14 protein-coding genes are annotated in these 21,028 nt (G+C 53.9%); 11 read left to right on the top strand and 3 right to left on the bottom strand.

All coding sequences use genetic code 11. From position 1 onward, the window contains the following. Nucleotides 1–287: 287 nt before the first annotated feature. Both JIN87_RS03520 and JIN87_RS03515 read left to right on the top strand, forming a co-directional pair. Nucleotides 288–2,093, top strand: a complete 1,806-nt coding sequence (locus JIN87_RS03520) for an arylsulfatase (RefSeq protein ID WP_200354139.1) — start codon at nucleotides 288–290, stop codon at nucleotides 2,091–2,093. A 40-nt stretch (nucleotides 2,094–2,133) separates the two neighbouring features. Then, nucleotides 2,134–3,657, top strand: coding sequence for an alpha-L-fucosidase (locus JIN87_RS03515; RefSeq protein ID WP_200354138.1), 1,524 nt, complete (start codon nucleotides 2,134–2,136; stop codon nucleotides 3,655–3,657). Between the two features lie 90 nt (nucleotides 3,658–3,747). Here JIN87_RS03515 and JIN87_RS03510 read toward each other — a convergent pair whose 3' ends face one another. Then, nucleotides 3,748–4,521, bottom strand: a complete 774-nt coding sequence (locus tag JIN87_RS03510; protein WP_200354137.1) for an AraC family transcriptional regulator — start codon at nucleotides 4,519–4,521, stop codon at nucleotides 3,748–3,750. A 124-nt stretch (nucleotides 4,522–4,645) separates the two neighbouring features. Between JIN87_RS03510 and JIN87_RS03505 the strand changes: the two genes are divergently transcribed. Then, the gene (locus JIN87_RS03505) at nucleotides 4,646–5,983 is read left to right on the top strand and encodes a sulfatase family protein (RefSeq protein WP_200354136.1); all 1,338 of its coding nucleotides are present in this window, start codon (nucleotides 4,646–4,648) and stop codon (nucleotides 5,981–5,983) included. Further along, entirely contained in the window at nucleotides 5,980–7,458 is a 1,479-nt protein-coding gene (locus JIN87_RS03500; protein ID WP_200354135.1) for an alpha-L-fucosidase, read from the top strand. The genes JIN87_RS03505 and JIN87_RS03500 overlap by 4 nt, the downstream gene beginning before the upstream one ends. Nucleotides 7,459–7,479: 21 nt before the next feature. Here the strand turns inward: JIN87_RS03500 and JIN87_RS03495 are convergent, their stop codons facing one another. Both JIN87_RS03495 and JIN87_RS03490 read right to left on the bottom strand, forming a co-directional pair. Next, nucleotides 7,480–9,213 (bottom strand): redoxin domain-containing protein, encoded by a 1,734-nt coding sequence (locus JIN87_RS03495; protein WP_200354134.1) that lies wholly within the window; start codon nucleotides 9,211–9,213, stop codon nucleotides 7,480–7,482. Nucleotides 9,214–9,288: 75 nt separating this feature from the next. Beyond that, nucleotides 9,289–10,464, bottom strand: a complete 1,176-nt coding sequence (locus JIN87_RS03490) for an AraC family transcriptional regulator (protein WP_200354133.1) — start codon at nucleotides 10,462–10,464, stop codon at nucleotides 9,289–9,291. A gap of 203 nt (nucleotides 10,465–10,667) precedes the next feature. On the opposite strand from JIN87_RS03490, the gene JIN87_RS03485 reads away from it, so the two are divergent. From JIN87_RS03485 to JIN87_RS03455, 7 genes are all read left to right on the top strand, one after another. Continuing rightward, a complete protein-coding gene (locus tag JIN87_RS03485; RefSeq protein WP_200354132.1) occupies nucleotides 10,668–12,362 on the top strand; it encodes a divalent metal cation transporter in 1,695 nt (564 codons plus the stop codon). A gap of 12 nt (nucleotides 12,363–12,374) precedes the next feature. Next, nucleotides 12,375–13,124 (top strand): cupin domain-containing protein, encoded by a 750-nt coding sequence (locus JIN87_RS03480; RefSeq protein ID WP_200354131.1) that lies wholly within the window; start codon nucleotides 12,375–12,377, stop codon nucleotides 13,122–13,124. An 11-nt stretch (nucleotides 13,125–13,135) separates the two neighbouring features. Next, nucleotides 13,136–14,053: a ThuA domain-containing protein gene (locus JIN87_RS03475; protein WP_200354130.1), complete on the top strand. Its 918-nt coding sequence runs from the start codon at nucleotides 13,136–13,138 to the stop codon at nucleotides 14,051–14,053. Nucleotides 14,054–14,078: 25 nt separating this feature from the next. Beyond that, on the top strand, nucleotides 14,079–15,392 hold the full coding sequence (locus JIN87_RS03470) for a Gfo/Idh/MocA family protein (protein ID WP_200354129.1): 1,314 nt from the start codon (nucleotides 14,079–14,081) through the stop codon (nucleotides 15,390–15,392). 97 nt (nucleotides 15,393–15,489) lie between these two features. After that, nucleotides 15,490–16,491: a Gfo/Idh/MocA family protein gene (locus JIN87_RS03465; protein WP_200354128.1), complete on the top strand. Its 1,002-nt coding sequence runs from the start codon at nucleotides 15,490–15,492 to the stop codon at nucleotides 16,489–16,491. A gap of 203 nt (nucleotides 16,492–16,694) precedes the next feature. Beyond that, nucleotides 16,695–17,744 carry a plastocyanin/azurin family copper-binding protein gene (locus tag JIN87_RS03460; protein ID WP_200354127.1) on the top strand — a complete coding sequence of 350 codons (1,050 nt, stop codon included), beginning with the start codon at nucleotides 16,695–16,697 and terminating at the stop codon, nucleotides 17,742–17,744. Between the two features lie 23 nt (nucleotides 17,745–17,767). Continuing rightward, nucleotides 17,768–21,028 (top strand): DUF6807 family protein, encoded by a 3,261-nt coding sequence (locus JIN87_RS03455; RefSeq protein WP_200354126.1) that lies wholly within the window; start codon nucleotides 17,768–17,770, stop codon nucleotides 21,026–21,028.

Raw genomic sequence — 21,028 nt, 5'->3', positions numbered from 1 at the left:
GGGTAGGGTTCTTTATTCGAGAAAATGCTAGATCGAGATCGCTTTCGAGAATTTTTCGATGGATTCGCTGTTGTATCGCCAATCTTAGCGCATGGCTAGGGAGGCCGTACTTTCGTCCTCGTAACAAAAGCTCTTATACAGGCACTTTTTGAAAAGGCTTGTTACTTGTACAAAAGACTTTGTTACCCGTCTCACACGGGGATTGGAGAGCGGTGCGCTATAATTGTGCTTTGCCCTCTTTGGAGGGAACCTTGCTCACTCCCAAGCCGCTGCACGGCTCCTACTGAATGCTTCCTGAAAAACAACCGAATGTAATCATCGTCATGACAGACGATCAGGGCTATGCGAATTTGAGTTGCATGGGGCATCCGATCCTGAAGACGCCTCACGTGGATCAGTTGTTCGCCGAGTCGGTTCGTTTGGCGGATTATCATGTCGATCCGACTTGTGCACCGACCCGAGCTGCCATGATGACGGGCCGGTATTCGGACCGGACTGGTGTTTGGCATACTGTCCTAGGGCGGCACCAAATGCGTCTCCGCGAGACAACAATGGCGGAGGTGTTCAAGGACTCGGGCTACAGGACTGGGATTTTTGGAAAATGGCACTTGGGTGATTTGTTCCCGTTTCGTCCGCAGGATCGTGGGTTTGACGAAACCTTGATCCATAGCGGTGGCGGAGTGGGGCAAGGACCGGACTATTGGGGCAACGACTACTTTGATGACACCTATCAGGTGAACGGGGAATGGAAACAGTTCAAAGGGTTCTGCACGGACGTATTTTTCGATCAGTCCTTGGACTTCATGCAGGGATGTATCGAGGACGAGCAACCCTTCCTGACTTGGGTGACAACCAATGCTCCGCATGGTCCATTCTACGCTCCGGAACGGAATTTCGAACGATTTCGAGGCTATGAGCACGAAGGTGAACGACTCGAGGACGAGACGGCCGGCTATTACGGGATGATCGAGAATATCGATGAAAACCTCGGCAAGCTCGTCGCTTTTCTAAAGGAGCAAGGCGTTTACGATGATACGATCCTTGTTTTCACTAGCGATAATGGGCCAGTTACGGAGCAAGGTATCCAAATTTATAATGCGCAGCTTCGAGGAGGAAAGTGCGAGGTTTGGGATGGTGGACATCTCGTGCCCTTTTTCATGAGTTGGCCAAATGGTGGCCTTTCCGGAGGTCGAGACGTTGCTCCGGCCACGGCCCACTTCGATCTTCTGCCCACATTGATCGAATTGTGTGGCCTGAAAGACCCGCAAGTTGAGTTCGATGGCAAGAGCCTCGTGCCCTTGCTGCGCGACTCGGAAGAGGAGTGGGAGCCACGCAGTTTCGTAGTGGAGAGTCAGCGTGTGTATCATCCTGAAAAATACCGACTCTTCGCGGTGGTGGAAGACGGATGGCGTCTTGTCGGGCAGGAAGAGCTCTACGACATAGAGAAGGATCGAGGGCAGCGTAATGACGTGTCTCGCTCCTACCCAGAGCGAGTGGTTTCGATGAAAGCCACCTACGAAGCCTTTTGGGAAGATGTATCCAAGGATCATCACATCGTGTCACTCCCGGTTGTGGGAAGGGCGGAAGCGAATCCGGTTTGCTTGCAGTCGCACGATTGGACGAGTGAAGGGTTTTGGAATCAGCCCCACATTCTGCGACCCTTTGACCAAGAGGAGACTCCGATTGGTAAGTGGGTTATGGATGTGGCGGAAAGTGGCTGGTATCAAATCTCCTTCAGGCGCTGGCCTGCTGAGGCTGATGAAGCGATTGTGGATGCTTATGTTGGGCAAGCGGCTGATGTGTGCGAAGCGCGTTTGCGTTTTCGAGATGAGGAGCTGAAGAGCGAGATTCTACCTGATACCCTAGAAGTGACCTTTCGCATTAGGATTGATCAAGGGGAGTTCGAACTGGACGCTATCTTTTGTGACCGGAGTGGCGAGTCGGTTATCAGTCCGTTTTACGCCTATGTTTGTCGCGAGGACGGTAGAGAGATGGACGGGTGGCAGACTCGAGAAGGTTTAGGACTACCTCAGGCCGAGTGGCCAGTTGTTCATGGACGGGACCCATCGGTGGAGTCGACCTTTGCGAGATGACGTTGGTATTTGAATACGAATTTTGAGTAGAAATATGAAAATGAAAAAAGCAATTTTAGCGGTAGGTCTTAGCGCTTTCGCGTTTAGTTCGGCGTTGGGCGAAGATGAGCCAGCCGAGTATAAACTCGATTGGTCCGAGATGGAGGCCTATGAAAACGAGCCGGAATGGTTCCAGGATTCCAAGCTCGGCATCTATTTCCACTGGGGAGTGTATTCTGTGCCGGCGTTCGGTACAGAGTGGTATCCTCGTTACATGCATCTGAGCGATAGCTGGGTTTATAAGCACCACGTCAAAACCTACGGCCATCCCTCTGAGTTCGGATATCACGATTTCGTGCCGATGTTCACGGCCGAAAATTTCGATCCGGTAGAATGGGCGGAGCTTTTCAAAAAGGCGGGAGCGAAGTTCGCGGGTCCAGTTGCCGAGCACCATGATGGTTTCGCAATGTGGGATACCGAAACCTCCCCCTGGAACGTTGTAGATATGGGACCGAAGCGAGACATCACCGGGGAAATCGCAGACGCGATTCGTGACCTCGACATGAAGTTTATCGCGACTTTCCACCACGCTCGCCAATTGCAGCGTCCGAACCATCCGGAAAGCTACGAGAAAGAGTACCCGCATCATCGATTCTTCTACCACAGCCATTTCCCTCCTGTTGAGGGGATGCCGACCCTCTCGGACGACAAGGATCTGCAGATGTTGTACGGCCAGATGGACGAGCTGACTTGGCTAGAGGAGATTTGGTTGCCGAAGTTGAAGGAAGTAATCGACAACTACGATCCGGACATCATCTGGTTTGATGCCTGGTTGGATAAGATTCCCGAAATCTACCGTCGTGAGTATTTGAGTTACTACTACAAGGAAGGTGCTAAGAAGGGGCAGGAAGTTGTTACTACCTTTAAGCAGGACGACCTTCCCGAGGGGACGGCTGTTTTCAATATTGAGAAGGGCGGAAAAACGGAAATTTCCGAGAATGTTTGGCAGAGTGATGACACGATCAGTCTTGGTAGCTGGAGCTACACCGAAACCTTGAAGATAAAGCCAGCCTCCATGGTGGTGCATGGACTGATTGACATTGTATCCAAAAATGGGGTGCTGCTTCTCAATGTCTCTCCTATGGCGGATGGAACTATCCCGCAAAACCAGAAGGATGTACTTCTTCGCATGGGCGAATGGCTGGAGCTCAATGGCGAAGGAATCTATGCGACCCGCCCTTGGAAGGTGCACGGTGAAGGCCCAACCGGTTGGGAGAAGGGGAACCATGGAGGAATGAAGACCACGAATGTCTACACCTCCAAGGACAAGCGTTACACGCGAAGCAAAGATGGTAAGTACGTTTACGCCTTTGTGCTCGCTCAACCCGAAGATGGCGAGGTGATTGACCTTGAGTCCTTTGCAAAGGGGGCAGTCGGTGAGGGCGTGAAAGTGAAGTCCGTTGAACTGGTGGGCTCGAAGGAGAAAGTCCAATGGTCGCAAGACGGCAAAGGAGTTCACATCGAGTCTAGCGATTCGTTTAATTCCGATATCGCCCTCATGTACAAGATGCGGGTGAAGGGCTAGTTTTTGACTTTCCTAAAGGGTAGCGGCCGTTGTCCCTAACGGCCACAAATGCTATTCCAATCCATTGATGCCCGCTAGGGACAGCGGGCTCTACCTTGGGGTTTGGCTCCGCTTGCGGTAGGCGGCGGGGCTTTGGCCTGTTTTGCTTTTGAACTGGCGAGAGAAATGGAACCGGTCTCGGTAGCCGGTTTTTTGGCTGATTATGTCGATTGGGGTATCGCTGAAGGCGAGTAGCTCCTTTGCTTCTGTGATTCTAAATTCACTCAGAAGAGCGTAGGGAGTTCGTCCGGTCTGGGATTTGAAGAGACGAATGAATGCGGCACGGCAAAGCCCTGCTTCTTGGGCGAGCTTTTCTATGGTGTGCGGTAGTTGGGGGCTCTGCTCCATCTTGCGCATGGAAAGCTGGATACGTCGGTCGAGTTTGGCGGGCTCGAAGACAGTGTCAGGAAGCTTCGCGAAGGCGTAGCAGCAGATAGAGGAAACCAAGGACAGCCCACGGGGAGTAAAGTGATGGAGGTCACTTTTAGACATGTTGTGCTTGGCGGATTCGATGAGGTCTCGAAGCATCCCATCAAAGGGGATTTCAAAGAGACCAGGTTGAGCTGGGTCATAGGGGGGCACTACCGAGAAGTGGACATAGAATTGGGTAACGTTTCTTGATTGATCTGTGATGAATAGGGTGCCGGGCGAGAGGATCTGGCACCGTTGGGGCGATAGCGGGATACGTTTCCCTTCGATTGTCACCGCGGTACCCGAACTATTATTGTGATAGAAACGCCATGAATGGTTCAGGTAGGTGCTGCCATTCCAGCTGTTCCCGATGGGGATGTACTCAGCTTTATCGATTTCCAGTTTGAATTTCATGACCGCTTGGATTTCAAGAAATATCACTAATTTGCATAAAGTCTAGAACAATGACCATGGAAATCTGGCTTCGCGGATGTTATAGTTGGGCGACCCCATTTCCCTGATTGAGACAAAGCAAATCATGAACGTACTCTGGATTGTGAACCATGACGTTTCGCCCGACTTCGGGTGCTACGGTAATTCGCAAGTTTACACCCCAAACTTGGATGGGCTCGCTCGCGAGGGGACTCGATTTGATCGAGCCTACACGACTTGTCCCGTGTGCAGCCCGGCTCGCTCCGGATTTCATACCGGAATGTATCCTCAGTCGATCGGAGCTCACAATCACCGGAGTCATCGCGGTGACGGGTTTCGCGCTCCGGGCGTCAAGACGATGGCCGAGCGCTTTCGCGAAGCGGGGTGGCACACGACCTTTGTCAATGGTGACTCGGTGGAATCGCAGTCGCATGATCTGAATTTTGAATACGGTCGCCAATGGGATAGTCTAGATTGGAACGAGCGAAAAGAAGGGCAGCCTTTCTTTGCCTTTGCTCAGCTCTCCGAGCCGCACCGTGATTTCGTATCTCCCGATGAGATTACTCATCCGATCGATCCAGCAGATGTCGTACTTCCTCCATATTACGCCGATGATCCGATCGTGCGACGAGACTATGCGGATTATCTGAACTCGGTGGAGGCTCTGGACACTCGAGTCGGAGAAATCCTGCAAAGGCTCGAGGCCGATGGACTGGCGGACGATACCATGGTCTTCTACTTTGCCGATCACGGGCGGGCCCAGTTCAGAGACAAGCAGTTCCTCTACGAGGGTGGCATCCATGTGCCGATGATTGTACGTTTGCCTGGTGGCGGGCTGGGGGCTGGAAGCGTGGTTGAGTCTCTGGTGAGTACTATTGATGCAGCAGCTACGACTTTGTCATTGGCCGGGCTAGAGGTTCCCACCGAGTTGCAAGGAATTCCCTTCGCAGGTGCAGGTGCGAAGACAAGAGAGCGAGTCTTTTCAGGACGCGATCGATGCGACGGCACAATCGACCCGATGCGCTGTGTTCGGGACGGTCGCTACAAGTACATCCGAAATTATCAGCCTGAGAAACCGCGATCCCAATTCAATCTGTATAAGGAAGACAAATATCCCGGCTTAAGACGCATGCGGAAATTGGCGGAGCAAGATGCATTGCCACCTGAGCAGGCGACCTTTTTTGATCCGATCAAACCAGCCGAGGAGCTGTACGATCTCGAACGCGATCCCTACGAGTTCAACAACCTGGCTGGGCGTCCCGAATACGAGGAGCGATTACTGGCAATGCGCAAGCAACTGGAGCAATGGCAGGACGAGATTGGCGATTGCGGTCGGACTCCGGAGCTGGAGGAGGTCATTAACTACGAAGTAGCGGAGATGCGTCGCCTAGCCCATGCGGATGGGTGGACTGATGAAGCGATTTCAAAAATCAACGACAGATGAGTGTAGAAACAGAAAAAGACTATTTCACAGAGGATTGGGAATCACTTAGCGGATACGAGTGTCCCGAGTGGTTCAAGGATGCTAAGCTAGGAATCTTCGTCCACTGGGGACCGTACAGTGTGCCTGCTTACCGCTCCGAGTGGTATCCGCGTCTCATGTACATGGACAAAGAGGTTTGGAGCCCGACAGGGGTACCTTGGGATGACGATCCACGTGCGGGTGACAAGCCGGTCAATCATGTTTACCAGCATCACGTCGAGAACTGGGGCCCGTTGGAAGAGTTTGGATACAAGGATTTTATTCCGATGTTCACCGCGGATCGTTTCGACCCTTCCGAGTGGATGGATTTGTTTGTCGAAGCGGGAGCTAAGTATGTCGTTCCCGTTGCGGAGCACCACGATAGCTTTGCCATGTACCATTCCAATCACACGCCATGGAACGCGGTCGAAATGGGGCCGAAGAGAGATATCCTTGGAGAGCTTTTCGAAGAGGGAAAAAAGCGTGACCTCAAGATGGGCGCTTCCTCGCACCTGGCGTTCCTTTGGAGCTACTACAACAAGCGGGAAGGCTGGGATACGGCGGACCCTCAGTACCGCGATCTCTATGGCTGGAATGCCGATCCGCACGCCCCTGTGGACGATGAATTCCTCGACCTTTGGTGGCGTCGTACCTCGGACATTGTGGATAGCTATCATCCCGATATCCTGTGGTTCGACTTTTATTGGGACCGCGAGGAGTTTCGCCCGATGCATAAGAAATTGGCTGCTCACTACTACAACATGGGCATCGACCAAGGAAAGCACGTCTGCTTGCAGTCAAAGAACTTCAATGACTTCGAATCTTTCCCCGCCGGTACGCATACCTACGATCTCGAGCGAGGTAAATTAGCTGGAATCGGGAAACGTACTTGGCAGACGGATACGTCTATTGGCGTGAATTCCTGGTGCCATATCAGCAATTGGATTACCAAACCGGTGAATACGATCATCAACGATTTGATCGATATCGTCAGCAAAAACGGGTGCTTGCTGCTGAATGTTGGACCGAAGGCTGACGGTACAATTCCGGAGGATCAGGTTAAGGTCCTAAAAGAACTGGGCCAGTGGATGAAGATCAATGGCGACGCGATCTACGGAACGCGGCCGTGGAAGACTTTTGGCGAAGGGCCAACTGAAGTTCAGGTTGGGCATCACACCGAGGCCAAGAACAAGGAGTTCACATCGAAGGACTTCCGGTTCACGCAAAAGGAGGGGCGTCTCTATGTGATCGCGCTCGATTGGCCAAAGAGCGGGAAAGTATGTATCAAGTCGCTCTCTGAAGGAGCGGAACACAGAACGGGCAAGATTGCTTCTGTCCGTATGCTGGGCGGCAAGGGAGCGCTTCCGTTCGTCGACAGCGAGAAAGGCTTGTCGGTGACGGTTGGCAGCGAGCGATTGGGTGATTACGCCTTCTGCTTGGAAGTTTGCTTCGAGTAGCGAGCGGTCTGCTGAGTTTGGCTACTTGGCAGTCAGCGAGAGAGGTTCGGGATCATCGGCGGCCTCGAAAAAGCCGATGAACATTTCGTCCCATGATTGCTGGCCGAAAAGAACGCGTTTTTTAGGGTCAGGGTTGGCAGGATTTTCAGGCGAGTTGTCGAAGGCACCTGTCACCATAAGCCAACTACCGGCTGGAACTTTCAGGGGCTCCTGGAGGTAGTAGCTGAGTTGCCACTGGAAGTCGTAGCGAGGGACATGAAGCAAGGTCTCTCGCTTCCCGTTGGGGGTGAGCAGTTCGTAGCGCATCCATTTTCCTCTGAAGTGCATATGAGGGAAAAGGGCGTAGAGCGTGGCTGGCTTTTTGAAGGCGTAGGTGGCTACGTGGCGTGAATCGTGGTCGCCGGGAGCAATTTCGAGATTCCAGTCGGCGGCGGCGCGTGTTTCGGCATTTCGCTCTTGCGGGCCTTTGGCGAGATAGAGGGCGACTTCACTCTGGTCGGTTTCCTCGGTCCCATTGGTAGTGTAATGCATTTCGATGGTGAGCTTGGCGTGGGCCGGCAGCTTTTTAGCGACTCCGTCCGAATACTGCAGAGCGCTGGCTCCCGGGGCCCAACCGATGAAGAAGGCGCCGTTGTCACCGAAGCTTGGCCCGCCCGGCCACTTTGCATAGAGGATCACGTGGTGGACGACGGAGCGGTTGCCAGGCTTGACGTCGAGGCCACTGAGCCAGACGTCTTCGTCGAACGGGTTTTCTACTTCGATGTATCGATAGGGTTCAACGCCGGTGGCGGCTATGGTTTGGACTTCTGGGAGTTTCAGGACGACATCAGGCTCGCCGAGACGCCAATCCGGATAGTCGGGGAGAGGGGCACGAAGCGGATCCTCGCCGTCTCCTTTGGGGGCGCCTGCTTTTACCCATTGCAGGATGGTTTGCAGTTCCTCGCGGCTGAGCTCTTGTCCGTCCTTGAAGTGACCGTAGTCGGGATGTGGATCCCAAGGTGGCATGCGGCGGGTGAGGATGACTTCCTCGATCATGTCCGAATAATTGGATACGCGTCGGTGGCTGGTCATGCTCCAGGGGCCGATCCCGCCTCGCCGGTGGCATTCGACGCAGTTTTCTCGCAGCAGGGGAGCGACTTGCGTGACGTAGTCGGGAACGCCGGTGTCGCCTCCGACTTTGGCGTATGAGATCCGGCAGCCGCGGGCCCGCGTTTTGGGGCGAGCGATCGGTTCTCCCGCTAGAAATTGGCTTAGGCTCTCGTCCAAGTAGTTCTCGGTGGGGGCCGGCCTTTCGGCGCCTTCACCGAATTGGTCGTTGATCGCTCCTTGGTAGAAGATTTCGAGCGATGTGGTATCGATGGCGATGATTTCGGCGGTGCGGTTCACGCCATAGGAAAGGGCGACGAGTTGTTTGAGGTCACGCAGGTAGATGAACTCTCGCAGGCCGAGGTCGTTTATCTCCTTGTTGATGTCCTTCTTCTTCTCGTCGAAGTAGGAGTTCACGATCCAGAAGTCTACGCCTTGAGGTTCGTATTTCGCCTTTAGCTCTTTGAGGGCGGCGGAGCTCTTGCGGGCGATTGGGCAGCCGGTTCCGGTGAAGAACAAAACGACGGCTTTACCTTTGGCTCGGTAGAGTTCGTGGTTCCGGTCATGAATATCCACTAGGTTGAAATTTGGCACTTCTCTGGCGTTTACACTGGCGAGGAGAAGGCATGCGGCGACGACGAGGAGGAAGGGGTAACAGCGCTTCTGCATAGTGGGGCTTATAGTGCATATAAGCCCTTTGTTAGCGAGTGCTTTCGTCTGGGGGTACGCGTTGCTGGGGAGGTATTAGCTGGCGTGCTTGCGGCGGTAGGCAAGGGGGGTGAGACCGTAATGCTTTTTGAAGAGACGAGCTACATTGGTGTCGGACTCGTATCCCATTGTGTAAGAGATTTCGGATACGGTTAGATTTGTTTCCAGGAGAAGTTTGGAGAAGTGCTCGAGTCGCCGGTTGCGGATATAGTTTGAGATGGTTTGTCCGGTCGCTCTTTGGAAACGGTCGTAGAGGGTGCGTCTGGAGAGGTGAACCTGGTCGACGATGTCGCTGACTTCGATAGGGTGGTTGATGCGTTTGAGGATGTAGGAAATCGCTTTGGAGACGACTGGGTCTTGCGTTTCCTTGGCGTCGGTGGAGCGTCGCGCGGCGATGCCCAGCGGGGGGATTATGATATCGGTAGGGGGTGGGGGCGTTTGTTTGAGTCGGTCCGCAATGTGTTTGGCGGCGTCGTATCCGGCTCGCTTGATATTGAGCTCGACGCTGCTTAGAGGGGTGGTGGCGAGCTCGCAGACGGACTCGTCGTTGCCGACGCCGATGATGGCGATCTCGTCGGGTACGGAGCGTCCAATGGCGATGCATGCTTCTTGGACCAGAAGGGCGAAGTCGTCGGTGCAGACCATAATCCCGGTGTGGGCGGGCAGGGCGGCGAGCCAGTCCTTCAGTTTGGAAAATCCTTTGTTCCAACTCAAAAACTCTTCGCCTTGCGGGCTGTCGAAAACGTGTGCTGCTTGGCCGTAGGCATGCGCCTTGTCGCAAAAGCCTTGGCAACGTCTTCGTGACCAGAAGAAGAGGGTGTTGATGCCGCAGAAGGCGAAGTTGCGAAATCCGTTTTCGTAGAGGTGTTGTGCGGCGAGGGCTCCGACCGCTTCGTCGTCGACGATGATGTTGCTGACGTCTGGCCGCGGCTCGGTAGTGGGGCTGTAGATGATGGGGATGCGGCGGGTGAGGATCTCGTCGTAATAGTGGGGAGTGGACTCGCGAATGATCATGGCGTCCGGTTGCCAGGAGTCGATGAGTTTGGTGGGGGTGATCTTTTCTTCGCTGAGGTAGGAGACGTTGCGGTAGAACTGCCAGGGGCCGTGGAGATTCGCGTAGTTGGCGATGCCGCTCAACATCTCACGCTCGTAGTGGCGAACGCCTTGCAAGAGAAGGGCGACTTTGGGGGGCGTTGCGTGAGAGTTTGTCATGGTAGGGAGATGTTGGGTGGCTGGCTCCGGTGAGGGTTGAGCCAAACCTTCCTGAAGGGATGATTGTTTGATAGCCGGGGACAATAGGGAGGGCAAATACGTTCTGCACGAATTGAAGGTTTTTACGCACAATCTGCCGTTGTCCTCAGCGGACGGGCTGTGCTAACATACTCTCCCCTTTAAGCGCAGCTTGATTCGAACGTATGGAAACGCAGACGCCCCAAAATCCGAAAATTGATCACGACCGCCGCATTCTACAGGAAGCCGACGCAAACGGCGGGATGGCCCGCTTGCTCTCGTATATTCGTCTTTCGGGGCCGGGGTGGTTGCAGTCGGCTATTACGCTTGGTGGCGGCTCTTTGAGTACGAGCTTGTTTTTGGGAGTGCTGGGGGGCGTGTCGCTTTTGTGGATACAGCCTTTGGCGATGATGTTGGGGATTATCATGCTGTGCGCGATTTCCTACATGGCGCTTTCCACTGGGCAGCGTCCTTTTGGTTTGGTTCGCAAGCATGTGAATCCGGTGATCGCGTGGGGATGGATCATTGCGACGGTTCTGGCGAATATCATTTGGTCGCTTCCTCAGTTCAGTTTGGGGACGGCCGCGGTGACGAGTAATCTGATTCCGGGGGCGAATCCGGTGATGGTTAGCCTCGTGATGCTGGCGGTCTCTGTATTGATCATTTGGTTTTACGATTCCGGGAGTAGAGGAATCCGGATTTTCGAGAACCTGCTGAAGCTGATTGTCGCCTTGATCGTACTGTCGTTCGTCGGGGTGGTGGTGAAGATGGCTGGAACTGGTGGTTCCTTGGATTGGTCGGCGATTGCGGGCGGATTTATTCCTGACTTCTCTCAATTGACTCAACCTGCTCCCAGCTTCGCTGCTAGTCTGCAGGGGCTTGAGACGGGAGCGTATTCGTTTTGGAGCGAGTTGATCGTGAGCCAGCAGCGGGGCGTGATTTTCTCGGGTGTGACTTACGCGGTTGGGATCAACATGACTTTTCTTTTGCCGTACTCGCAGCTTGCGAAAGGGTGGGATAAGGACTTTCGAGGGTTGGCGGCATTTGATCTTTCGACGAGCCTGCTGGTCCCGTTTATGATTGCGACGAGCTGCATCGTGATCGCCGCTTCCAGCCAATTTCATACCGTGCCTGAGGAAGGCTTGATTACGGAAGTAAATGCGGCGGGAGAGATCGTGCTGGTTGATTCTGAGACCAAGAACACGGCGCTCGCTGGAACGTATGCGGGGCTGCTTGATCAGAGGCTCGCGTCTGCGGGAGTGGATACGGCGAGTATGAGCGAAACTGAGCGGGAGTTGGCCCGCGCGAGTTTGCCTATGGAGGACAAGCAACTGGCGGCGATGCTGGTGAAGCGTGGAGCGTTGACATTGGCCAGTTCGCTCGAACCGTTGATGGGAAAAGTGTTCGCCAACTACGTTTTTGGCTTCGGCGTTTTCGCCATGACTTTGTCGAGCATCATCATTTTGATGCTGATCAACGGGTTCGCTTTGTGCGAGATGCTTGGATTGCCTGACAAAGGCGTGTGGCATCGCTTCGGTTGCATGTTGCCGGGGATTGGCGTCTTGGGACCTCTCGTCTGGAAGGAAGCAAGCTTTTGGGTGGTGGTGCCGACGGCGACGATCGGGCTGGTCGCTCTACCTCTCGCGTACCTGAGTTTCTTCGCTCTTTTCAACAACAAGGAACTTCTTGGCGAGGAGCGGGTGGAGGGAGGCAAGCGGACCGTGTTGAACGTGTTAATGGTCGCGGCGATTCTCTTTGTTTCGTTTGGCTGCATTTGGGCCGCGTACGACAAGGCGGGAAATGTCGGCTTGTTGGGGATCGCAATCTTTTTGGCGATGGTAGTGGTGGCCCACTTCCGTCGAAACAAGGCCAGTAGTTGAAAAGCTGTTACTATGTCTAATCTTAATCTTTCTCAAAAATCGACGGGCTTGATTGGAGGCCTGGGGATGACACGTGTCGACGTGTATGATCAACGACCTGGTCCCGATGGGAAGATGACCGGTAGCCCGCATATCCACGCCGTCTGTTCCGAGGCTTACTATGTGTTGGAAGGTGAGGGCATGGTTGAAATTCATACCCTTGAAGCGGGGTGGCAAAACGTAGAGCTAAAGCCGGGCGTCTATTTTCAGTTCCCGCCCAAGGCCTTGCATCGTCTCGTAAGCCATGACGGGCTCGCGGTGCTCGGCATTATGAGCAATGCAGGACTGGCGGAGAACGGAGACGCAAGGATCTATTTTGGCGAAGAGGTGGATTCCAGCCCCGAGGCCTATGCTGAAGCGGTCGGTTTGACTGCGAAGGGAATCGAGGGAGCTCTGGAGCGTCGCGACTTGGCTGTGGAGGCGTATCAGAATTTTCTGACACTTTGGGAGGAGGAACGCGAAGCGTACTTCGCCGAGCTTAAACGCTTCATTGAACTCCACGAGCGATCAGTGTTGGACAGCGCCGATCGTTTCTTACCGTACGTGCAGGAAGGGCCTAAGGCTTGGGGCGCGCATACCGAGAGGCTGCTAGGGGGAACGCCTTCACGGCTTCCTGCGGAGGGATTTGTGCGACACGAGTATTTGGGGGAGCCGCGCCTTGGCATGTGTGGCACCTTGCAGACTGTGCAAGTCGAAGGCGTGGCAAGTAGTGGAGCGTATTAGGAGATTTGAATATGAAATTTAGGAAGACGTTTGTGGCGGCGATTGCTTTTGCTATCTGCCTAGCGAGTTCGAAGGGACAGGGGTTGCCGGAGATAGCGTTGACCCCTGAGTGGATCGCGAAAATAGAGGCTCTCGCTCCTCGGGAAGCGCAGGCGGAGCCGAAGAAAAAGCGCCTCGTGCTCGTCTTTAACTTGATCACGGGCTTTGTGCATTGGAATACGCCTCATTTCTCCGAGGTGGTGCGCCTGATGGGGGAGAAAAGCGGAGCTTACGATGTGGTGATAAGCGACGATGTGAGCTGGTTTGAGAAAGAGAGTATCCAGAAGTTTGATGCCATCGTGCTAATCAATACCTGTTCGAAGCGTCCGCATCGAAATCTGTTTTTCGACAAGCTGCAGGATATGGACAAGGCGATGGAGCTGGAGGCTAACTTGATCGAGTACGTGGCTTCAGGAAAAGGGCTTGTTGGTTTTCATGGTGCGATTGTGATGCAGAATTTATCGGAGGCCTTTAGCGATACTATGGGGGGCTCCTTTGATTATCACCCGAAACAGACTACAGTGGTCGGGAAGGTGTTGAATCACGATCATCCAATTTCTTCGGCGTTTAAGGGGAAGAACTTGGAGCACATCGATGAGCCCTATTGCTTCAATGGAGCGTATTCAAAGTACAACTTCCATCCGTTGCTGGAGATGGAAGTGCCGGAATTTACACCAGAAGAACAGGAAAAGCTGTTTAGTCGTTCGAAAGAGAAGGTGACGCGTTACATCTCGTGGATCAAGCCGCATGGTGAGGGACGAGTGTTTTACTGCAGCCCGTCTCACAACGCGCAGAGTTTCGAGAACTCTGATCTGCTTCAGTTCATGCTGAACGGGATCCAGTACGCGTTGGGAGACCTTGAGTGCGACGACACGGTATTAGGCAAGTAAACAGATTGTAGATACGGAGAGATAGATGAAGAGAAGAACTTTTATTCAGAGCACCTTGGCTGCGGGAGCCGCTACCTTGGTGTTGCCGCGTTTCGCTTTCGGGGCGACGTTCAACAACGAGACGCTTCGGGTGGCTCAGATCGGTACCGGCAGAATGGGGCATGGCGACATGCAAGCGTCGATGACGGTGGGTCTTCGCCCGAAGGTGAACGCTCGGGTGGTCGCGGTTTGCGATGTAGACAGCAAGCGTGCCGAGCATGCGAAAGGGGTGGCGGAGTCCTTTTACAAGGAGCAAGGCGAGTCCCATGTAGAGGTAAAGGTGTATGAGGATTTTCGAGACGTGTTGGCGCGTGACGATATTGACGCGGTGAATATTTCGACTCCAGAAGCTTGGCATGCGTTAATCGGGATTGCCGCTGCGAATGCGGGTAAGCATATCTACATGCAAAAGCCGATGACTTATTCGATTGGAGAAGGTAAGGCACTGGTCAAAGCGGTGCGTGCGAATGGAGTTACTTTGCAGGTGGGCACCCAGCAGCGCTCTTCAGTCTATTTCCATCAGGTGTGTACGATCATCCGTAATAATTGGCTGGGGAAATTGAAGCGGATTGAAGTGGGGGTGCCGCAGGACAAGGGAGAGATGTTTGTGAGCGGTACGGAGCAAGTGCCCTCGAATCTCAACTACGACCTCTGGTTGGGGCCGCGCGAGCCTGTCCCTTACTTTGAGGGCGGAGTGCATTCTCAAGAGAAGATTATGAGCCGCCCGGGCTGGTTGCAGCGCGAGCAGTATTGCTTGGGCATGATTACTGGCTGGGGGACGCACATGTACGACATCGCTCAGTGGGCGATGGGAGAAGACTTTGATGGTGGTCCGGTTCGCTACAAGGCGAAGGGAGATTTCCCGGATCGGGGCTTGTTTAATGTGCATGTCGGATACGATGGTGAAGCGGTGTATCGAAACGGAGTTAAGATGACTTCGTCGGCGGGCAGCGCGGGAGTGAAGTTCATCACGGAAGACGGGTGGGCTTACTGTAATCGAGGCAATATGAAGTGTAGCAATGAGGAGCTACTTCGTCGTCGCCCGAAAGATAGTGAGGTTTCGTTGTACAAGAGCAAAAACCACATGGAGGATTTCTTGACCTCGGCTCGGGCGGGCAAGGATCCGATCTGCCCTGTGGAAGTTGGGCATCGTTCCAACACGATTTGCGTCTTGCACCACGCTTCCATGAAATTGAAGGGGAAGAAGATCAAGTGGGACGTAAAGCGGGAGTCGATCAAGGGAAACAAGGCGGCAAAGGCGGTCATCGATGTGCCGATGCGCGAGCCCTGGACGATTTAAGGGAACGCAGAGTTTCTAAAATGGGTGAGGAGGACCTTCATTGGTCCTTCTTATTTGCTGGTATCCACGCGGTAACTTCGGTTCTAGTTGTGGGTCTATGAGAATTGGAGTTATTGGAACGGGCTGGGTTACGGAGCATCATCTTAATGCCCTAAAGAACATCGAGGGCGCGCAAGTCGCGGCGATTGCGGGACGCAACGTGGGACGAGCGAAGGAGCTAGGTGAGCCCTGGCAGGCCAACGCCTACGAGACTGCACTTCCGATGCTTCAAAATGAGTCCCTAGACGCGGCGTTTATCCTTTTGCCACCCCACTTGCACGGCGAGTTGGAACGGGCTTGCTCGGAGTACGTAAAGGGGGTGCTGGTGGAGAAGCCGATCGCGCAGTCTTTGCAGACGGCGCAAGAGATAGGTGGATATTTCAAGAAGGCGGGAACGATCGTTTCTGTGGCCTACCAAAACCGTTACCGCCAAGCGGTACTGCGAGCGAAGGAGCTTTTTAGCCAGGAGAACGGGCAGGGCATTTTGGCTCGAGCTTGGTGGACCACCGAGATGCCGCCGCCTTTGTGGTGGAGAAACTTTGAACAGTCGGGCGGGCAATTTGTGGAGCAATGTACCCACTTGTTGGATATCTGCCGCTTTACGATGGGCGAAATCGAGGACGTGAGCGCCTATGCGACCCGAGGCTTTATGACCCAAGTGGATGACTACTCGGTGGATGATGCGATGGTAGTGAATGCTCGCTTCAAGTCCGGCGCTTTGGCGTCCTTCGCGACTGGCTGTTTCCCCGAGGGAGGGCATGATCAAAGCCCGGGCGGCGGAATCGGGATCAGTTTATCCTCGCGGGCTCATCGGGTTTCCCTGGAGGGATGGGGCTTTGATGGCGCGGTTTATTCCGGGCAAGGGGAGACGGAGGAGATTCCTTCCGAGGACAATATCTTCGAGATCCAGAATCGCGCGTTCTTGAAAGCCGTGGAGACGGGCGATTCTTCGAGCATCCTTTCCAGTTACGAGGATGGACTCAAGACGCTCGCGGCAACTCTCGCTGCTAACGAGTCAGCTCGCCACTGCGGCGGGGCTCCGGTGAAGGTCGAGATCTAGTCCTAGAATTTTTGGTGGTAACGCTTGGGGCTGGTTGGCCGTTCTTTCGGGCTGCACGTATTGAAGATATTTGCGCACAATAGGCTCTGGTTTAGGAGGAAATGGTGTGCTAGTATGATGGAATCCCCGCCAATATCCCCACGCTTTGCCCCAGGACTTTTGGGTCGTCGAAGAGAAGGCGGGCATTATCAATGCTAACAGAAATGAGACGGCTTATTCTTTTTCTTTTCGCTCTTGCGAGCGTTGCCTTTTCTTGGGCGGAGACGCTTCGCTTCGAGTTGAAGCCAGCGCCCGGATTGAAGTTCGACTACTCTGCCTTCTATGTGACACCAGGGCAGGAGGTTGAGCTCACTTTCCGAAATACGGACATCATGCTGCATAACTTGGTGATCACCGCTCCTGGCAAGCGTGAGGCTGTGGTGAAGGCCGCTGAGAATCTAGCGTATCGGGCGGCGAAATTGAATTACATTCCTAGGACCGAAGATGTGTTGTGGAGCATTCCTGTGGTCAATCAGGGGGAGGCGATGGCTATCACTTTTAAGGCGCCAGAGATTGAGGGGAAGTATCCTTATGTCTGCACGTATCCGGGACATGGATATATCATGTACGGGGATATGATCGTTTCGCAGACGCCGCAGGCTCCGGTTCCGTTCGACGCAGAGGCTGCTTCTGAGGAGGAGCATTCGCATGCGCTAGAGCTTACGCGACCGCTGGTGCGACGTTTTTTCTTGCCGCATACTGGACCGGCTTCGATCGCGGTCGCTTTGCCGGGAGGCATGTCTTACTGCTGGGATACTGGCGCGTGCCGGTTTCGCTATGCTTGGGCTGGTGGATTCGTGCACAATCTCGATTCGTTGCCGAGCCAAGCTCCTTCCAGCGCGGCGACCTTGGCGGGGAATATCTTTTACACGGAAACCTTCGAGATACCGATCCGATTTGGGAAGGGGAGCTATCAGGCGACGCAAGAGGTCCAGTGGCGTTACTTGGGATACCGATTGGACAGTGGCGGGTACCCGAGCTTCGAATACGAAGTGAACGGGAACAGGGTGATCGAGACAGTGAAGATCGAGCATAAGATGATTACCCGCACCTTCGAGTGCGATACGGACGAGACTGTTTGGTTTTTCTTTGATCCCGAATTGGGTGAGCGTTTCCACGCCGATGGCGAACGAGTTGAAGATGCTGCGGCATTTCGATTCCCGTCGGATGGCTCCGGAAAGACCTCGGTAACCGTAACCATGCATTTTCACTAATTCTGCCTGAGAGTCGTCGTACCATGACCCTGCTTAAACGAATTTCATTCATCCTGTTTGCTGGATACGCCTTTCTTTCCGCGAAGGAAACCCGTCTTGAAGACTACTACGAGATTGAAAACATCGATTTGCCGGAAGGTGAGTCCAGCGCGGATGGGATATCCTTTCTGCCTGATGGTCGGCTAGCCGTCTGTTTGTCTCTGAGTAAAGTGTATATCTACGATCCGAGTGACGAAAGCTGGAGCCTGTTCGCAGAGGGGTTGCAGACTCCTTTGGGAATTTACGCGGTGAGTGAGTCGGAGATGATCGTGTGCCAGCGTCCTGAAGTGACCCGAATTTTGGATACGGATGGCGATGGCAAGGCGGACTACTATCAATCGCTGACTGATCAGTTCGGGCTTTCGGGAACGTATGGCGACTGGAATTTTGGACCGGTGAAGGACGAGGAAGGGAACCTGTTTTTCAGTCTCGGTTCGGGATCGCAGTACGGGAAGATTTACTTGGATGAGGTGAGGGGTGAATACAGTCCTGCGGGGCATTGGGGGCGCATGAATTCGTTGACGCCTTATCGTGGTTGGGTGATGCGGCTTTCGCCTGATGGCGAATTGACGCCTTGGGCTTCGGGGATGCGTGAACCGAATGGTCTAGGCTTCGATTTGGAAGGGCGCCTGTTCGTGCCGGACAATCAGGGCGACTGGGTAGGGTCGAGTCCGTTGTATCACGTGGAGCGGGACAAATTTTATGGCTGGGTGCCGGCTTTAACGTGGGACGAGGATATCGATGAGTTTCCAATCGATATCCCGGTCGACAGGCTCGATGAGATGCGTACGCCCCCAGCGATCGTGTTTCCGCATGGGGATATGGCGAATTCGGTGACGCAGCCGATTTGCGATACGACCGAAGGGAAGTTCGGCCCCTTTGCGGGGCAGATGTTCATAGGGGAAATGAATCACAACTACCTGATCCGTTTGAGTATGGAGGAAGTGGATGGAGCTCTGCAGGGAGCGGCGATTCCATTTTTTCGTAGCGATTCCTTGAATCTAGGAGGGAATCGTTTGGCTTTCAATCCGAAGGACGGGAGCCTGTGGATTGGTCAGACCAAACATGCTAGCTGGGTTGGCGATAGCGGGTTGCAGAAGATTTCCTACAAGGGGAAGTTACCGATGGAGGTAAAGAGTATCAGCCTAACTGATACGGGATTTCGTTTTGAATTTACCCAGCGAATCAATTTCGCGACTGCGAAGGACGTTTCGAGCTACGGTGTTTCTAGCTACTACTACAATTACGATGGGCACTACGGTTCTGAGAAGCACGGAGTGAAAGAAGTCGCAGTGGAGTCGGTTACGATTTCCAAGGACAAGCGAAGCCTCGAGGTTAGGCTGCCGCTTGAAGCGTGGAGGTTGTACGACTTCAAATTGCCGGCTATCGTTTCGAAGAGCGGGCATGAACTCTTGAATCGTAATGTCGTTTATACGTTGAACCGCTTGCGCGATGGAACGCCGGATCGACCAAAGCCGTTGCCGATGACGAAACCGGTTTATCCGCATCCGAAGAAGCAGCTGGTATCTGGGAGTGAGCCCCGCTCTGTAGGCGGGCCGCAGAATGTGAGCCGAGTTCCTCGTCCGGGCTTGGATGTGAGAGTGGAGAAGGGGGCCGTTACCGTGCACGAGAATGGTCAGCCGGTCATACGCTACAATCGAGATCCTGTCTCTCGCTCGGATGGAACGTATACGAGAGCTCACTACATACATCCGCTTTACGCTCCAGATGGAACTGTGATGACGGATGACATGCCGAAAGATCATCCGCACCATAGGGGAATCTTTTGGGGCTGGACGCAATTGGTGGTAGACGGGGAGGCGATTGGGGATCCTTGGCATCTGCGTGGTCTTTCGCGACATGTGGAGGATGTAGATGTCGAGGTCTGTGAGAATGCTGCCCGTCTCGCTTGCGATGTCGTTTGGCATACGGATTTATTGGATACGGAGAGCGGGGGGCGTGACCTTGTGAAGGAACATGCGATCATCACGGTTAATCGGATGAGAGGCTCGACGCGTCGGATCGATTTCGAGATCCAGCTGCAAGCCTTGCAGGAAAACGTGCAGATTGGGGGATCTCGCAACACGAAGGGGTATGGTGGCTTTTCAGTGAGAATTCCGCTACCGGAGGATCTTTCTTTTGCGGGACCGAGCGCGGAGCCGGAAGTGGACTGGACTGCGCCCGCGGTCGCGAATCCGTGGGTCGATTTCTCTGCGAGTTTTGTGGAAGGCAAGCGCTCCGGCGTGTCGATCTTTACTCACCCGGCAAATCCGGGATACCCGCATGGGTGGACGCTTCGCAAGGCGAACAGTTGCCAGAATCCTGTTTTTCCGGGGCAAACTCCTATAACCTTGCCGGTCGGCCAACCGCTAGTGCTACGGTATTCGGTTTATGTGCACGACGCTCCCTACAGTTTCGAGAGCGTCGGCGCCGCCTACCACTCGTATGTCGAGGAGACGCGGGATGTTTCGGACAGTGGGCGAGTGGCTCGGCGAATATTTCCGTTTGATAACGCATTTTCCAAAGAGGATTCGCTCGAGAGTCAGATGAGCTTGATCAAAGGGCTTGGCTACAGCGGAATTGGGTCCCGCCCTAAGAACGCGACTCCAGAGCTTTTTGCGGCATTGAAGAAACGTAAGCTCAAGATGGAGACGAGTTACGTTACGATCCGGGTTGAAAACGAGGGGACCGAGGTTCCGGCGGAGGTGGTTCAGCATCTTGTTGATTTGAAGGGGCATGATACGATCGTATGGCTTTCCTTGACTGGAAAAGATGTATCCGACGAAGTCGCAATGGATATGATCGAGCAGGTCCATGATCTCTGTTTGGAAAGTGAACTCGAACTCGTGTTGTATCCACATGATAACTTCGTGACGGACACGGTTGCGACGTGTACAAGGCTTGCCGATAAAATCGGTCGAAACTCGATAGGGATCAGCTTCAACCTTTGCCATTTCCTCGCTCAGAACGATCGCTCCAAATTGGAGGACACTCTGCGTTCGATGGGGTCGAGGCTTAAGTTGGTTCAGCTTTCCGGCTCTGATGACCAGAAGACGAATGGACCGGGGTGGTCGGATTTGATCAAGCCCTTGGGTGAAGGGAATTTCGATATGAGGAAATTTCTCGATCTGCTGGACGAAGTCGGATACGAGGGACCTATAAATCTGCAATGCTATGGCCTTGAAACGGAAGCTCACGATCATCTCAGCCGATCTATCGATTCGTGGCTGCTTCTGAATAAGTAA

Origin of the sequence: Pelagicoccus mobilis, assembly GCF_016595505.1 — a bacterium.
GTDB lineage: Bacteria > Verrucomicrobiota > Verrucomicrobiia > Opitutales > Opitutaceae > Pelagicoccus > Pelagicoccus mobilis.
The sequence above is the reverse complement of the archived record's forward strand: the minus strand, read 5'-3'. Positions and strand labels throughout refer to the sequence as shown.

Bases quoted from the DNA above. Each gene is read 5' to 3' on its own strand.
- JIN87_RS03520 (WP_200354139.1), top strand. From the start codon at position 288: ATGCTTCCTGAAAAACAACCGAATGTAATCATCGTCATGACAGACGAT.
- JIN87_RS03515 (WP_200354138.1), top strand. From the start codon at position 2,134: ATGAAAAAAGCAATTTTAGCGGTAGGTCTTAGCGCTTTCGCGTTTAGT.
- JIN87_RS03510 (WP_200354137.1), bottom strand. From the start codon at position 4,521: ATGAAATTCAAACTGGAAATCGATAAAGCTGAGTACATCCCCATCGGG.
- JIN87_RS03505 (WP_200354136.1), top strand. From the start codon at position 4,646: ATGAACGTACTCTGGATTGTGAACCATGACGTTTCGCCCGACTTCGGG.
- JIN87_RS03500 (WP_200354135.1), top strand. From the start codon at position 5,980: ATGAGTGTAGAAACAGAAAAAGACTATTTCACAGAGGATTGGGAATCA.
- JIN87_RS03495 (WP_200354134.1), bottom strand. From the start codon at position 9,213: ATGCAGAAGCGCTGTTACCCCTTCCTCCTCGTCGTCGCCGCATGCCTT.
- JIN87_RS03490 (WP_200354133.1), bottom strand. From the start codon at position 10,464: ATGACAAACTCTCACGCAACGCCCCCCAAAGTCGCCCTTCTCTTGCAA.
- JIN87_RS03485 (WP_200354132.1), top strand. From the start codon at position 10,668: ATGGAAACGCAGACGCCCCAAAATCCGAAAATTGATCACGACCGCCGC.
- JIN87_RS03480 (WP_200354131.1), top strand. From the start codon at position 12,375: ATGTCTAATCTTAATCTTTCTCAAAAATCGACGGGCTTGATTGGAGGC.
- JIN87_RS03475 (WP_200354130.1), top strand. From the start codon at position 13,136: ATGAAATTTAGGAAGACGTTTGTGGCGGCGATTGCTTTTGCTATCTGC.
- JIN87_RS03470 (WP_200354129.1), top strand. From the start codon at position 14,079: ATGAAGAGAAGAACTTTTATTCAGAGCACCTTGGCTGCGGGAGCCGCT.
- JIN87_RS03465 (WP_200354128.1), top strand. From the start codon at position 15,490: ATGAGAATTGGAGTTATTGGAACGGGCTGGGTTACGGAGCATCATCTT.
- JIN87_RS03460 (WP_200354127.1), top strand. From the start codon at position 16,695: ATGAGACGGCTTATTCTTTTTCTTTTCGCTCTTGCGAGCGTTGCCTTT.
- JIN87_RS03455 (WP_200354126.1), top strand. From the start codon at position 17,768: ATGACCCTGCTTAAACGAATTTCATTCATCCTGTTTGCTGGATACGCC.